This is a genomic window from Microcoleus sp. AT8-A3 (assembly GCF_036705675.1).
Classification (GTDB): domain Bacteria; phylum Cyanobacteriota; class Cyanobacteriia; order Cyanobacteriales; family Microcoleaceae; genus Microcoleus.
The window spans coordinates 15,419-31,408 of the sequence record NZ_JAUBVD010000006.1 but is presented as its reverse complement, the minus strand read 5'-3'; the positions used below and the strand labels follow the sequence as shown (position 1 = coordinate 31,408).

6 protein-coding genes are annotated in these 15,990 nt (G+C 47.9%); all 6 read right to left on the bottom strand.

Annotated features, from left to right (window positions below; all coding sequences use genetic code 11):
* Positions 1-43: 43 nt before the first annotated feature.
* The 6 genes from QUB51_RS05200 to QUB51_RS05175 all read right to left on the bottom strand — a co-directional run bounded on the left by QUB51_RS05200 (position 44) and on the right by QUB51_RS05175 (position 15,969).
* Positions 44-3,286 (bottom strand): amino acid adenylation domain-containing protein, encoded by a 3,243-nt coding sequence (locus QUB51_RS05200; RefSeq protein ID WP_333260263.1) that lies wholly within the window; start codon positions 3,284-3,286, stop codon positions 44-46.
* A gap of 22 nt (positions 3,287-3,308) precedes the next feature.
* Positions 3,309-4,358: a TauD/TfdA family dioxygenase gene (locus QUB51_RS05195; RefSeq protein ID WP_333260266.1), complete on the bottom strand. Its 1,050-nt coding sequence runs from the start codon at positions 4,356-4,358 to the stop codon at positions 3,309-3,311.
* Between the two features lie 173 nt (positions 4,359-4,531).
* Complete coding sequence (locus tag QUB51_RS05190) at positions 4,532-6,076, bottom strand: condensation domain-containing protein (protein ID WP_333231391.1); 1,545 nt, start codon at positions 6,074-6,076, stop codon at positions 4,532-4,534.
* A complete protein-coding gene (gene panP / locus QUB51_RS05185) occupies positions 6,063-7,751 on the bottom strand; it encodes a pyridoxal-dependent aspartate 1-decarboxylase PanP (protein ID WP_333053470.1) in 1,689 nt (562 codons plus the stop codon). Before panP ends, QUB51_RS05190 begins: the two co-directional genes overlap by 14 nt.
* Before the next feature lie 204 nt (positions 7,752-7,955).
* Positions 7,956-11,228, bottom strand: a complete 3,273-nt coding sequence (locus QUB51_RS05180) for an amino acid adenylation domain-containing protein (protein WP_333260268.1) — start codon at positions 11,226-11,228, stop codon at positions 7,956-7,958.
* 1 nt (position 11,229) lies between these two features.
* The gene (locus QUB51_RS05175; RefSeq protein WP_333260271.1) at positions 11,230-15,969 is read right to left on the bottom strand and encodes an amino acid adenylation domain-containing protein; all 4,740 of its coding nucleotides are present in this window, start codon (positions 15,967-15,969) and stop codon (positions 11,230-11,232) included.
* Positions 15,970-15,990 lie beyond the last annotated feature (21 nt).

Sequence of the window (15,990 nt, the reverse complement as noted above, 5' to 3'; positions counted from 1 at the left end):
CATTTATCTCGCGCAAGTCAATCTAAAATCTAAAATCTAAAATCTAAAATCGATTGACTCCTTGTTGGGCGAGAATTTCCTGTATTTCGGTTTCTGACAGTTGATCGAGGTCTGCTAAAACTTGAGCTAGCATTTCACTGTCGCTTTGTTCGACTTGCTTTTGCGCGATCGCTACTGCAAAATCGGCGACAGTGGCCGACTCAAATAAACGGTGCAAAGGCAACTCGACCTGAAATGCTTGGCGCACTCTGGAAATTACTTGAGTTGCTAATAAGGAATGCCCTCCTAATTCAAAAAAGTTGTCGTAAATGCCGACTTTTTCAATTTTGAGAACTTCAGCCCAGATAGCGGCTAAAACTTCCTCGATATTTGTGCGAGGCGCGACAAAGTTTCCTATCAACTCCGGTCGCATTTCATCAGGTGCGGGCAGCGCTCGTCGGTCTACTTTTCCATTAGAAGTTAAAGGAAAACTTTTGAGTATCACAAAAGCAGAAGGCACCATGTACTCCGGCAATTTTGACGTTAAAAAATTGCGAATTTCCTTGTGGGTAGGTGCTTGTTTCTGATTAGAAACAAAATAAGCCACGAGACGCTTTTCACCAGGCGCATCTTCCCGCGCCACCACTACAGCCTGCGCGATATCTGGATGTTGCCCCAGCACCGCCTCAATTTCTCCCAATTCAATGCGGAAACCGCGAATTTTTACTTGGCCGTCAATTCGCCCGATAAATTCGATGTTTCCGTCTGGCAAATAGCGAGCCAAGTCGCCGGTTTTGTACAGTCGCGTCTTTGCTTGCGTGTCAAATGGATTGCGAATAAATTTTTCTGCGGTTAATTCAGGGCGGTTAAGATATCCGCGTCCCAAATTCTCACCGCCGATGTACAGTTCACCAGCTACGCCGATCGGCACTGGTTGCAAGTAAGAATCCAAGATATAAATCTGAGTGTTGGCAATCGGAAGACCGAGGGGAACTGTGTCAAAATCGCACCCAATTTTATCAAATTCGACTTGATAAGTCAGGACACCTACAGTTGTTTCTGTTGGCCCGTAGTGATTGAATACTGAGCAACTGGGAGCCAGATTGCGAAGTGTTTTAATTAAGCTCCAATTGGCCGATTCACCTCCTAAAATAAGCCGTTTACCAGGCAAAATTGACTGGGGTTGAGAGGAATTTAAAAGGGCGGCTAGGTGAGAGGGAACTATTTTGAGGCAGTCGATGGAATTGCGGCAGAAATATTCACCCAGTGCCTCTGGATCGGTGGCGCGTTGTTGGGAGATAATATGCAGGCAACCGCCGAAACAAAGGGCGGGGAAAATGGCTGTGTTTCCTAAGTCGGCGGCGAAGGTGGAAGCGGTAGCAAAACTGGCATCGGCTGGTAGGTTTAATTTTTCTTGAATGCTGTGCAGGTAATTGAGCAGTTGCCGGTGTTCGATCGCGACTCCTTTGGGGATGCCAGTGGAACCGGAAGTATAGATGACGTAAGCTAAATTGTCTGTAGAAACACGGGGCGTGTAAGATGCAGAAACAGTGGGAATATCTGTATCGATGCAAACAATATTTGCCTGAGTTTTCGGCAAGCTTTCGATGAGCCGCTGTTGTACGAGCAAAACCTTTACCTGAGCGTCTTCTAGCATTAGCGCTTTGCGCTCTATTGGGGTCGTTGGATCGATCGGTAAATAGGCGCCACCGGCTTTGAGTACGCCCAGCATTCCTACGATTGTTTCTAAGGAGCGATCGAGGCAAATGCCAACAACGACCTCTGGTTCAACTCCCAAGTTTTGCAGGTGATGGGCGAGTTGATTGGCGCGATCGTTGAGTGCTCGGTAGGTGATTTTTTCACTTTCAAAGACGACGGCAATTTTGTCTGGGTGGCGTTCTGCTTGTTCTTCAAAAAGCTGATGAACGCATTTATTTTTCGGGTAATCTTTTTGAGTTTGGTTAAAGTCAATGAGAAGTTTCAGCCGATCGCGATCGCTGAGTATGTCTAGCTGACTGATAGCGACTTCTGGATTTTTGACTGTGCTTTCTAAAAGCGCCTGAAAGTGTTCTGACAAGCGCTTTATATCTGCCGCAGCAAATAAAGCGGAATCATAGTGAAATTCAGCGCTTAGGGAATTGCACAGGCGAAGGCAGGAGAGCTTGATTTTGAATGGCTCTAGGCAGGCATCTTGCCGAACAAGGGAAAATGAAACGCCTGAATTACCATAGTTCTTAGGCTCTGCTTGGAACTCAAAGCAGACAGGCCAAAAGCTGCTGCTTTTTTCGTTTTCTAAAATTTCTTCCCAGCTAAAATATTCTTGCCAGTTGTACATTTCGTTGAGATTAAGCTCAACTTGCTGCCTCGCTTGTGAGAAATTTAACTCGTCTTGCACTGGCCACTGTAGGGGTAAGTATTTGCACAGCAGCCCCAGAGAGTGTTCTAATTCTTCATATTTTCTGCCGTCAATCGCTACGCCGATTATCGGGTTTTGCTCTCTGGTAAGCCGCCAAATGAGAATTTGCCAGCAAGTCAGCAGGAAGGCAGAAATATCGCTTTGGTGTTTTGGGGCGATCGCTTCTAGGCTGTTCAACAAATCACCGCGAATTTCCACCCTTTCTACTTGTGGCTTAAATTCCGCTTCTCCATTCTTCTTTTCCCAAGGAAGTGTTAATAAATCCCAAGATTCAAGGTTCAGCTTTCGCCAGTATTCTTGGCCGATTGCCGTTTCTTCTGATTCGAGTAACTCATTTTGCCACTCAGCAATATCGGCATATTGCATTGACTCATCAGAGAACTCTTCCCCGCACGCGCAGGCTGAGTAGGAAAGACTGAGTTCGCGGGTGAAATTTTTCAGGGTGACGCTATCTGCAATTAAGGCAGAGAAGTTCACCAGCAATAGCTGCTTGTTTTGCGCCAGAGTGACTAAAGAGAGATGCCAAAGTGGGCCGCGCTCAAAATCAAAAGGAAGCAGGTTTAGTTGCTGAAAAAGCGCTGCGATTTTAGCTTCTTGTTCTTCGGGAGACAAACCGCTGAGATTGTGTTCCGAGATAGGAACTTCACCAGTGCTGGCGATCGCTTGCAGGGGTAGTGTCATCCCAGGCAAGCAGTGAAAGCTAGTCCGCAGGATTTCGTGCCGATTTACGACATTTTGCAGCGCCTTTTTAAGAATCTTTTTGTCGAGATTTCCGGTAATTAAAATTGCACCTCGAACGCGATAGATTTGTTTAGGATTATTTTGCTGTAACCCCCACAGATGCCGTTGCTGTGGAGAGAGTCTAAACCCTTCGATTGTTTCGTTTTGCATTTCTAAAGTTCCTTTAATAAGCCTAAATATCTTGACAGCTAAACGCTTCTGCCATACCGACAACAACCCGACGCGAACCAGAGAATGGCGTGCGTCCGTGCGCGGCTAGCATATTATCTAACAGCAAGACATCTCCTTCTTTCCAAGGGAAAACAATCGTTTCTTGCTGATAGCAGCGACGAATTTCGTCTAATATAAAATCTTCAATGGGCGAGCCATCGCCGTAATAAGCATTGCGGGGTAAATCTTCCTCTTTAAAAGAAGTTAAAAGCTCTTTGCGAACGGCGGGTTCGAGATTGGAAATGTGGAAGAGGTGAGCTTGATTAAACCACACCATTTCCTGCGTTTTTGGGTGCTGGGCGACAGCTTGACATATTTGCCTAGTTCTCAAGCGATCGCAACTTTTCCATTCTAACTCAATTCCCGTTTTTTGGCAATACTCTTCTACCTCAATTTTGCTATCAGTATTAAAGACATTTTGCCAGGGTAAATCTACGCCACCGCCGTAATTTCGCACATACATAACCTTTTTTTTGGCAAACTTTTCTCTAATATTTGAATCCAGGCTTTCAAACACTTTGCGGCTGTTAGCGATCGGAGTTTCTCCTCCCTGTTCGGCTTTCTTGACGCAAAAAAAAGCAATTTTCAGCGGCCAATTTCGAGAATAAGCCATTTCATTGTGCAGGGGGATGAATTGCTCGGCAGGATACTCCGTGGAAGTGTAGATATTTCCGCTCACTTGGCTACGCGGAGTCGAGCGAAAAGAATATTCCAACAAGTCGCCAGCAAGAGTTTGAATAAACTGCTCGAAACCATTCACCCCGCCGACTTCAAAGCCTCGAAAAAGTATTCCTCCATGCTGCCATAACTGCGTTTCAATTAATGAGCAATTGTTCGCAGCCCAACCCGCGAGATTTAATTTTTCTACTGTTGGCTGAACCACTAGAGGTAGAAAGTTTTCGGGCTGGAGGTAGGCGGTTTTGACTAATTCCTCTGAGGATAGGCTGACGGCTTTGCGCCTAACCGATCCTAACTTTTGGGAATTGAGATTCTTTGTTTCTGTATTTGTCATAATTTTTGCTTTGGTGAAAAATTTATCTCTTTTTCCCGAAAAAACCTGAGAGATTGATATCAAATCCGTTAGCATCGGAACTATTCATCTCTCTGTTCTCTTCCTCTGCGTTCTCTGCGTACTCTGCGGTTTAATCATTCTAATGCAACCGGAATTGATATGAGCCATCCTTTTCAACTCTTCATAACTTTGCGTTTAGCCATTTTTAATTTTTGAATTCCCGAAAGATGAATTTGTTTTTGCTGCTCGATTTGGTGCTGCCTTTCTGCTTCGGCAAGAATTTCTGCCAACTCGTCGATTCTGATATCTGGCTGAATGACTACCTGGTTGAGGAGGATTTGAAAACCTCTCACCATTCGGGCAATAGTCGCAGCCTCAAATAAGTCTGTTTTGTACTCAAATAAGCCTTGAATTCCTTCTGAATCCTCCCAGAGAGTGAGGCTTAAGTCGTGTCTCGACATACCGACATCGGATTCCAGAATGCTCAAGGTCAAACCAGCTAACTCCAAGGGTGGCATGGGTGCATTCTGGAGTACAAACCACACTTGAAACAGCGGGTTATAGCTGAGATTTCGCTCCGGCTGCAATTCCTCCACGAGCTTTTCAAAAGGAACATCCGGGTGAGCGTAAGCTGCTAACGCTACCTCCCGTGTTCGATCGAGTAGTTCGCGGAAAGTTGGATTACCTGCCGTGTCAATTCGCAGCACTAAAGTATTGACAAAAAATCCAATTAGTTCCTCTAATTCAAGGCGGTTGCGATTGGCAATAGGAGAGCCAATAGCGAGGTTATCTTGCTTTATTTGGCAGGATAGCAAGGATTGAAATGCTGCCAACAACGTCATAAATAGGGTGACATCTTGTTGCTGGTTGAGCGCTTTCAGTCTCTCAGTTAAAGAAGCATAAATCACAAAAGATTGCTGCGATCCTCGGAAAGTTTGCACGGGAGAGCGCTGCTTATCTGTTGACAGCACAGCTAAATCGCCTCCCAATTGCTGTTTCCAATAAGCGAGCTGTTTTTCTAATTTCTCTCCCTGGAAATGCTGCCGCTGCCAACTGGCGAAGTCGGCATACTGCACGGAAAGTTCAGGCAGCCCAGAGGGTTTGTCAGTGGAAAAAGCTTCATAAAGTGCGGCCACTTCTCGCACCAATACCCCCATAGACCAACCATCAGAAATAATGTGGTGTATCGTCAGCAGCAACACATATTCTGCCGAACTAAGTTGCAGCAAAGTGCCTCGCAGTAAGGGCGATCGCGTTAAGTCAAAGGGGCGTTGGGCTTCTTCTAAAGTACGCTGCTCAATTTCAGCTTGCTGCTCAGTTTCTGGTAAATGTCGCAAGTTTACTACCGACAAAGCGAAATCCAAGGAAGGAGAAATCAGTTGAACAGGTTCCCCGTCCATTTCTGCAAAAGCAGTTCGTAAAACTTCGTGACGCCTGACAATTTCATTGAGTGTTTGTTGCAGTGCCGACAAATTCAATTGCCCTTGCAACCGCACAGCAGCCGGAAGGTTGTAGGCAGGGTTTTCGGGAGACAATCGATCGAGAAACCACAGCCGTTGCTGGGCAAAAGAAAGGGGAGCAGAATTTGGCTGCGATCGCCTGGGAATACATTTAGATTGCTCAGCCTGTACTGCCTCTTTGCCCAATGCTTTGACGAGGAGCGCTCGCTTCTGGGGCGAGAGGTTTTTTAGTCGTTCTGAACGATTAGTAGACATCATAATTCACTTCCTCGCAGTGGTCGCTGTTTGTGATAGTTAAGGAAAGTTTTGCTGCTATTTTTAGCTGGTCATTTAAAACAAAATTGATATCTGCTTCAGTAGTAAGGGGGTTGGCAAGGACGACTCGAAAAGCAACAATGGGAATGGTTTTGCCATAACAGGTGTTTTGTAAGGTTGTTCGCGAGACGAAGGTGTGACCGGCTTGCCGCTGGGCCTCCTGAAGGCGCTCGTTAAATTCATTAATGAAGTGGTTGTCTGCTTCGGTTAGTTGTTTTTTGGCTGCTTTTTCCCTGAAGGTTTCTGGAATGTAGCGGTATAAAAGAATATTAATTTCTGGTTCTAGCAGCAATTCAAAGGCTGGATTTTCCCGAAGTAAATTGGCTAAGTGCTGCGTTTTATGGATGCCTCCATCTATCAAAAACTCATAGCCTTGATGGCCGATGATATTCAAGGCGGCTTGCAAGAACAAACTCGCACCCGATCGAGAGCCTTCGAGAGAGCGCTTGCCTAGATCGATCGAGTCTTTTCGCACCGTGTAGGGTGCGTTTTTTTCAATAACTTTGGCGGTTTGGGGATTGCGGAATAAAACCATGCCGATTCCCATTGGCAAATACATTTGTTTGTGTCCATCTATGGTGACGGAATCTGCTAGTTGAATGCCTGCTAATTTGTGCCGGTGACGTTGGGAAAAAAGCACGGGGCCGCCCCACGCGGCATCGACGTGAAAGTGAGCGTTTGCGGATTGGGCGATCGCGGCTATTTCTGGTAGCGGATCGATACTTCCCGAATCGGTGCTGCCGGCGATACCGATAATTGCCAGAATGTGCAGGTTGCGATCGCGACATTCGGCCACAGTTTGGCGCAGCGCTGCCAAATCCATCCGGTGATTGGAATCGGTGGGGATTTTTAGGAGATTGCGATCGCCAATGCCTAATAAACCGGCAGCTTTTTCAAAAGAATAGTGCATCAAACTCGATCCGATTATCACCATTCCCTTGTAGCCGTAAAATTCTAAAGCTGCGTACAAGCCTTCTTTTTCAATGCCACCAAAGTCATTTTTTGGCCCTAAAGAAGCGTTGCGAGCGCACCACAGGGCGGTGATATTAGCTAGGGTGCCGCCCGTTACCATGATACCGAGCGTGCTATCATTTTTTTGAATGTGCTGATTATAAAAATCCTCAGAAAAATCGTAAATTAATCGGTGCATCATTGCCAAAGTCTGGCGCTCGCAGGGGCTTAAAACTTTGGCCGTTTCCATCTTGACTAAATTTTGATTCATCGCGGTTACAAGCTTCGCGATCGGGCGCACAAAATAGGGAAGTGCACTCGTCATGTGACCGATATATCGCGGGGAAGATGTGTGGATGGAATGAGCAACGAGGGTTTGGGTCAAATCATCGATATAATTCCCAACATCTGTAGGAAGGGCGGGAATTTTGTTTTCCCTAAACTGCTGAATAATTAACTCTAAGTCAATATCTGTACTAGCGGTTTTTGCGTACAAAAAGTCTTGAACTAGGGCAGAAATTCGCTCCTCCATTGCTTCTTCTGCCAAAAATGACTTTTCTGAGGCACTGAATAGCTCCATTAACTTTTCTTCAATTGGGATAACAGAGGCTTTTAATTGCTGCATTACCTCTTGAGACTTTGTGGCTTTTACTGTTAGTTTACTCATGCGAATTTATCCTGTTATATCAAATTCGTTAACATCGGAATTATTCATCTCTCTCTTCCCTTTCTCTGTATCCTCTGTGTCCTCTGCGGTTTAATCATTCCGATACAACCGGAATGGATATTAAATGGGATTTTTAAATCTCCAATTACCCACCGAACCCTTAAGGAGCAAAGGGCTTTTTGTGTTTTTTGACCCACCCGATATTTACTCAGCCACCATCACAGTTTGTGCTGACTCTTCATCCACTTTTTCTAAGAGATCGAGCAATTCATCTATCTGGTTAGCATCGGCGTTTGCCAGAATTTCTTCCTCGATTAGTTCAGCTAAATTCTGAATGGTGGGAGCAGCAAAAAAATCGCACAGTGCTAACTCTACCCCAAAGCACGATCGCACTCGCGATATTAACTGTGTTGCCATCAGAGAGTGACCGCCGAGGTCAAAAAAGTTTTGGTTAATTCCTACTTTTTCTATCCCTAAAATAGCAGTCCAAATCTCAGCAATTTCTTTCTCTGTGGGCGTTTTTGGCTCAGTGAATGCTGTTTCATCAGAAACGTAATCGCACCTTTGAGATAAGGCGAGACGGTCAATTTTTCCGTTGGGCGTTAGTGGCAGCGCATCTAATAGCATAAAAGCTGAAGGCACCATGTAATCGGGCAGTTTTTGCTTCAAGAATGAACGCAGTTCGGAAATAAGTTCTGGGTGCTGATTTCTGAACCCTGAGTTAGGAACTAGGTAAGCGACTAGGCGTTGACTGCCCGGTGCATTTTCCTGAAGCAAAACAGCAGCGGTGGACACAGAATAATGTTGAGAAAGTGCTGCCTCTATTTCTCCGAGTTCGATGCGGAAACCGCGAATTTTTACTTGGGAATCGCCCCGACCCAGAAATTCTATATTACCATCCGGCAGGTAACAACCGATATCGCCTGTTTTGAACAAAAGTTTTTGATGATAATTACCGACAAAATCTAATTTTTCTTGCCCAAACGGGTTAGAAATGAATTTTTCCGAGGTTAAGTCGGGGCGGTTTAAGTAGCCTTTTGCCAATCCATCGCCCCCGACGTAAATCTCGCCGGGAACTCCTATCGGAACGGGTTGCAAATTGCGATCGAGCAGATAAATTTGCGTGTTGGCGATCGGGCGACCAATTGGCACTTTTTCGACACAGTGAGTTGCATCGTACCACGTCACGTCCGCAGCTACTTCAGAAGAGCCATAAAGATTGATTAATACCCGCTGGGGCATCTGCTCTCGAAATTGCTGGCAAAGTTCGATCGGCAGAGTTTCTCCGCTGCAAATCCAATACTTTAATTGAGGCAAACGCCTGTCTAAATCAGGGAAAGCATCTAAGATAGCGCGCAACAAAGAAGGAACCAGTACCAGTCGGGTTACTTTTTGCTTTGATAAGGTTTGAAGGAATTGGTTAATATCTTTGACGGAGCGATCGCGAATAATGACAGTGGGCAACCCATGCAGCAAAGGAGCAAAGATTTCCCAAACCGAATCGACAAAATTTAAGGACGTTTTTTGACAGCAAATATCAGATTCGATAAAAGGGTAGGGGTTCCAAAAACAGCGATTGACTGTGCCTCGGTGGGTGCCGAGTACGCCTTTGGGAGTGCCTGTCGAGCCGGAAGTGTAGAGGACGTAAGCGAGGTTTTCAGCTTCCACTTTAACAGCGGGGTTGCGATCGATCTCGCGGCAAATTTCCTGCCATTCGGCGTCGATACAGACGACTTTAGCGCTGTGTTCGGGGAGGGTTTCTAGGAGGTTTTTTTGAGTCAAAAGCACCGGAACTTTTGCGTCGGCCAGCATGAACGATCGGCGTTCTTGGGGATAAGCAGGATCGAGAGGAACGTAAGCGGCACCGACTTTTAAAATGCCCAAAATGGCCACCAGCATCGACAGCGATCGCTCTAAGCAAATTCCCACCAAAACTTCGGGTTTTACGCCTAGAGATTGCAGGTAATGCGCGATTTGATTGGCTTTGGCATTCAATTCGCGGTAAGTCAATTGTTCATTTTCGCAAATTGCAGCCACTGCATCTGGGGTTCGCTCTGTTTGCGCGGCAAATAATTCGTGAATTGAGGAATTTCTGGGATAATCCGCTTGGGTGTCGTTCCACGGGACAAGTAATTGCTGGCGTTCGGCGGCGCTCAATAGGGACAATTCTGACAGTTTCCGCTCAGGATTGGCAGTCATTTCCTCCAGTAAAGTGTGCAGGTGTCCGAGCATTCGCGCGATAGCAGCGTCTTCAAAGAGGCTGCTACTGTAACCAATTTTTAGCGTCAATTGGGCACCGGGCATTGCCATCACGGTTAGAGGATAATTCGTTGTTTCCCAGGAGCGAATATTCTCTACTTTTAAGTTTTGAATCTTCTCCTGCAAAGAAGCATCCGAAGGATAATTTTCAAAAACGACAAAACTCTCAAATAGAGGTAAACTCCGAGGAACTTCGCTCCACCCCTGCACCTCAACGAGGGGGCTGTACTCATATTGTCGCGCCTCAACTTGTTGCGCTTGGAGTTCTTTCAAGCAGGATAAAATAGAATCCTGTGGGTCAATTTTTACGCGCACTGGCAGAGGATTTACGAACAGCCCCACTACCGATTCAGCACCCATTAACTCTGGCGGTCGCCCGGAGACAACCGTACCAAAAACCACATCTTCCTCGCCGCTGTATCGGCTCAAAAGTAGCGCCCAAGCTGCCTGTACGAGGGTATTTAATGTTAGCTGATGCTGTCGCGCGGCAGATTGCAGTGCGGCGGTGGCTGTTGCAGAAAATATCACCTGCTGTTCGCCACTACTTTCTAAACGGTTTCCCGCGACAATATTGCCCCGGCCGATCGCAGTTGGAGCTGCAAAACCTTTGAGAGTTTGCCGCCAAAATGACTCCGCCGCAGATAAATCTTGCTGGTGCAGCCACGCGATGTAATCCCGATAAGGGCGAGGGCGTTTGAGGTGCAATTCCTCGCCCTGGGAGAAGGCTTGATAAAATGCAAAAACTTCCTCAAGCACGATCGCCAGCGACCACCCATCTAAAACCAAGTGGTGGTGGCTCAAAATAAACTGAAAACTATCTGTTTCTAACTGCGCCAGTGTAATGCGAATCAAGGGAGCTGATTTCAAGTCAAAGCCCTGCTCGCGATCGGCTTTTAGGAACATTTCTAGCTGCTGTTGTTGTTCGGAGGCCGAGAGCGATCGCCAGTCCATCTGCTGCCAAGATAATGCAGCCTGCTTACGCACCGCTTGCACGGGTTCTTTCAATTTTTCCCACAGGAAACAAGTCCGCAAAATGGGATGTCGCTCTACAACTTTTTGCCAACTATTTCTCAACGCAGAAACATTGAGATCGCCGCGCAAGACGCACAGCAGTTGCCCGAAATATACGCCCGATTCTGGCTGGTAAAGGGAATGAAAGAGAATGCCCTGCTGCGCTGGGGAGAGGGGATAAAAATCTTCGATATTGCCTTTGGTCATATTAAAGCTCTGCCAAAATTGCGGTAATGTTGTCTAAATCGTCCTGGTTCCACTGGCTCCACTTAAACTCTGCAAAGTCAGAAGGAGTGCAGCCACCGGCGTCGGGGGACTGACAGTATTGAATTAGCGATCGCAGTGATTCTATAAAGCCGGTTGCTAAATTTTCAATGCTTTCTCGTCGGTGAATGCTTTCGCTGTACGTCCAATCTAATTGCAGCTTGTTGCTGGCAACAAATCCGTTAATTTCCAGCAGGTAACGCCGATTTCCGCGCGGGCTGCGAAGGGGGCCAACAGGCTCGGATGACAGCATAAATAATGAAGATTTCGGCAGCACTTGGTCAAACTGTCCGAGATAGTTAAAGCTTACCTCAGCTTGCGGCAATTTGTGCAAATTCTTTACATTTTCTGGGTTTAAATATTCTAGGACACCGCAACCAACGCCGCGATTAGGCACGGCGCGTAATTGCTCTTTCACTGATTTAATTGCTGCTCCTAGATCGGCAGGTTTTTTTAAATTCAACAGGACGGGAAAAACAGATGTGAACCAGCCGATTGTGCGCGACAAATCTACTCCCTCAAATATATCTTCGCGCCCGTGACCTTCTAAGTCAAGTAAAAGTGAGTTATTGCCAGTCCAGCGTTCAAATGCTTGACCTAAAGCAGTTAGCAATACATCATTAATTTGAGTGCGGTAAGCGGCAGGTACTTCTTGTAAGAGCAGTTTTGTTTCTTCAACACTCAAAGCAACGGATACTGTCTTTTCAGATGCAACTAAATTAGCTGCGGTTGGGAAATCCACCGGCAAGCGAGAAGTTGGTTGGTGAGAAAGGGCGAACCAGTAATCGAACTCTGCCTGCAATTCGGGCGATCGCGCCCACTCATGCAAGCGTTCTGCCCACTGCTTAAATGAGGTTGTTTTGGGCGGGAGCGCGACTGTTTCGCCGCGGCTAATTTGCCCATAAGCCGTCTGGAAATCCTCAATTAAAATTCGCCACGAAACCCCATCAACCGCTAAGTGATGAATGGCCAATAACAAGCAATTTGGCTGATGTTTGCCGAAGTCAAATAGGGCAGCGCGAAGTAATGGCCCCTCTGACAAATTCAAACTGGCTTGCAACTGAGTGGCGGCGGTTTGGAAAGCGGCTTCTCGTTCTTCTGGAGGTAGCGACGACAAATCAATGCAGGTAAACGGAGCAATCTCGTCGGGATTGGCGAGATCCTGCTGCCAGCCAGATTCTCCTTGCACAAAACGCAGGCGCAGCGCGTCGTGGTGCTTCAGCAATTCTTGCAAAACTGACTCAATTAATGCAGGTTCGAGAGGTTGTCGCAACTCGAAAAGCACCGCCTGATTCCAGTGGTGTGGATCGGAGAGATTTTGCTCAAAAAACCAGTGCTGAATTGGTGTCAGAGGAACGTCGCCAATGATTAATCCCTGTTCCGATTGTTGGGTTCCAGTTGTATCGGCGACGGCTGCTAACTGTGCAATGGTTTGGTGTTGAAACAGTTGTTTTGGAGTGAGTCGCAACCCCGCTCGATTGGCTTGAGAAATTACTTGAATGCTGAGGATAGAATCGCCGCCCAATTCAAAGAAATTGTCGTCAATTCCTACTTGTTCTAACCCCAATACTTGCGCCCAAATTTCTGCCAGGATTTTCTCAATAGCTGTGCTTGGCGTGGCGAATGCCTCTTCGAGTTCTGGCCGATCGCGATCGGGTGCGGGAAGGGCTTTGCGATCGACTTTGCCGTTGTTTGTTAAAGGCAGCGATTCCAGCAGGACGAAGGCAGACGGCACCATATACTCTGGCAAGCGTTCTTGCAAGAACTGACGCAGCTCGCTAGAAGATAACTGTAGGGGCGGTGCCCCCGTGCCCGCCCCTAGGCGGGCGTCGGGGACGAGGTAAGCGACGAGACGCTTGCGAGCGTTTGCCTCGAACCACACCAAAACCGCACTTTCGAGCACTGCCGGATGCTGGGAGAGTGCCGCCTCAATCTCTGCCAGCTCAATGCGGAACCCGCGAATTTTCACCTGATTGTCAATGCGACTGACATATTCGATGTTGCCATCAGGTCGATAACGAGTTAAGTCTCCAGTTTTGTAGAGGCGCGAACCAGGTTCATTGCTAAAGGGGCTGGGGATAAATTTTTCTGCCGTCAGCTCGGGACGGTTGAGGTATCCCCGTGCCAAACCAGCGCCGCCGACGTGCAACTCGCCCGGAATGCCAGTGGGTACAGGCTGCCCGTTACAATCTAGGATGTAGGTTTGGACATTGCCAATAGGGCGCCCGATCGGCAACTCCCTCAATGTGGCGTCGGCTGCCGATAATTCGCATATCGTTGCCACCACAGTGGCTTCTGTAGGGCCGTAAGTATTCACCAGACGTACTTGTTGCCCTACACGCTCAATCCAAGTTTTCAATCGTTCGGGGAGCGCTTTTTCTCCGCCAATGATTGTCAAGCGTAATGACGGGGCAAGTACCAAGGTTTCTTGGCTCAATAAGGCTGTCAGTTCGTGCCAGTAGGCTGTCGGCAAACTCAGAACAGTTAACTTCCAAGTCCTGCACTTTTCCCAAAATACACCCGCTGAATCCAGCATGGAATCAGTACGCAATACGAGTGTTGCGCCCGAAGTCAGGCAGGGGTACATTTCTTCGGCACTGGCATCGAAACTAATAGAGGCAAACTGCAAAACGCGATCGCGCTTTTCTATTCCATATTCAGCGATCGCAGCCGTCGTGTAATTGACTAGCGATCGATGTTCGATTAAAACGCCTTTGGGTTTTCCTGTAGAGCCTGACGTGTAGATAACGTAGGCCAGGTTTTCTGGCTTTACGCCGCTGCGAGGGTTTTCTGAGCTGTAAAAAGCAATTTCTTCCCAGCCCGAGTCCAAGCAGACAACACGCGCCGAGTGTGGGGGAAGTTTTTCGAGCAGCTTTTCTTGCGCCAGCAGCACCTGCACTGAAGAGTCTTCTAGCATGAAAGCCAAGCGCTCTTTAGGATAGTTTGGATCGAGTGGGACGTAAGCACCGCCCGCTTTGAGGACGCCCAACAAGCCGATTACCATCAAGGGCGATCGCTCGACGCAAATTCCCACCAGCACTTCTGGCTCCACTCCCAGAGAGCGCAGGTGGCGCGCCAACTGGTTTGCTCTGGCGTTCAGTTCCCTATAGCTGAGTTCTTCTCCTTCAAACACCACTGCCACAGCGTCAGGCGATCGCGAGACAGCCTCCTCAAATAACTGATGGATGCACTTATCCTGGGGATACTGGGCAAAAGTATTATTCCACTCCAGCAATTGCTGCTTTTCGACAGCAGTCAGCAGGGGCAAGCTCCAGAGGCGCTGCTCTGGATTAGGGACGATACCTTCCAACAAGGTTTGCAGGTGTCCGAGCATCCGGGTAATGGTGGCGCGATCGAACAAATCCGTGCTGTATTCCACTGAGGCTTGCAGCCTTTCCCCCAATTCTTCTAAATCCAAGCTCAAATCAAACTGCGTCGTATTCGTTTCGACATCGAGCAGACTTAAAGTCAATCCGGGCAGATCCAAGGGCGGCATGGGGTTATTTTGCAACTGGAACATAACCTGAAATACCGGGTTATAACTCAGACTGCGATCGGGTTGCAGTTCCTCAACCAGTTTCTCAAAGGGCAAGTCTTGGTGCGCGTAGGCTCCCAAAGTCACCTCGCGCACGCGTTGAAGCAATTCTCGAAAAGTAGGATCGCCGGAAACGTCAGTTCGCAACACCAGCGTATTGACGAATACGCCAATGAGCCCTTCAATTTCCGCGCGGTTGCGGTTGGCGATCGGCGAGCCGACTAGCAAGTCTGTCCGCCCTGTATAGCGGTAAAGCAGCGCTTTAAAGGCCGCCAGCAGCGTCATAAACAGGGTAACGTCCTCCCCCTGGCTGAGGTTTTTGAGGGCGGCTGTCAGCTCCTGAGACAGCAATAGCGACTGGGTTGCGCCGTTTGATGTCTGAATTGGAGGTCGGGGTCGATCGGCAGGCAGTTCCAGCAACGGAGGCGCTCCCTCCAACTGTTGCTTCCAGTACGCAAGCTGAGTTTGCAGCACTTCGCCCCAGAGCCAGTTGCGCTGCCAGATCGCAAAGTCGGCATACTGCACGGGAAGCTCTGGAAGCTGGGGTTGGTTTCCGGCGGATAAGGCTTCGTAAATTGCCGCCAGTTCCCGCGCCAGCACTCCGATCGACCAGCCATCTGAAACGATGTGGTGCATCGTCAGCAGCAGGACGTATTCTTCTTCGCTAAGCTGTAGCAAAGAGGTTCCCAGCAAGGGGCCTCGTTCTAAGTCAAAGGGCTGTTGCGCTTCCTTTGCAGATAGCTGCTTTACGGCTGCCTCTCGATCGCTCTGGGGCACTTCTCGCAGGTCTATTACTGGCAGCAGCAGGCGAGAAACAGGGGGAGCAATAACTTGAACGGGCTGTCCCTGAACCTCAGTAAAGGTCGATCGCAAAGCTTCGTGCCGGTTGACGATTTCGTTGAAAGTTTGCTCCAACACAGCCACATTTAATTTGCCTTTGAGCCGGATAGCGCCTGGGAGATTGTAGAAAGATTTTCCAGCCTCGAATTGGTCGAAAAACCACAGCCGTTGCTGGGCGAAAGACAAGGGGATCGAGTCGCCTTCTTTCCTTCTAGGAATTCTGCGATCGCTTGAGGATTCTACCCCCTTTTCTCGCAGCATCACTTCCAGCAATGCGCGTTTTTTTGCAGATAGTTTCAAATAGCTCATTGGGCTTTTGTTTGTTTTGGC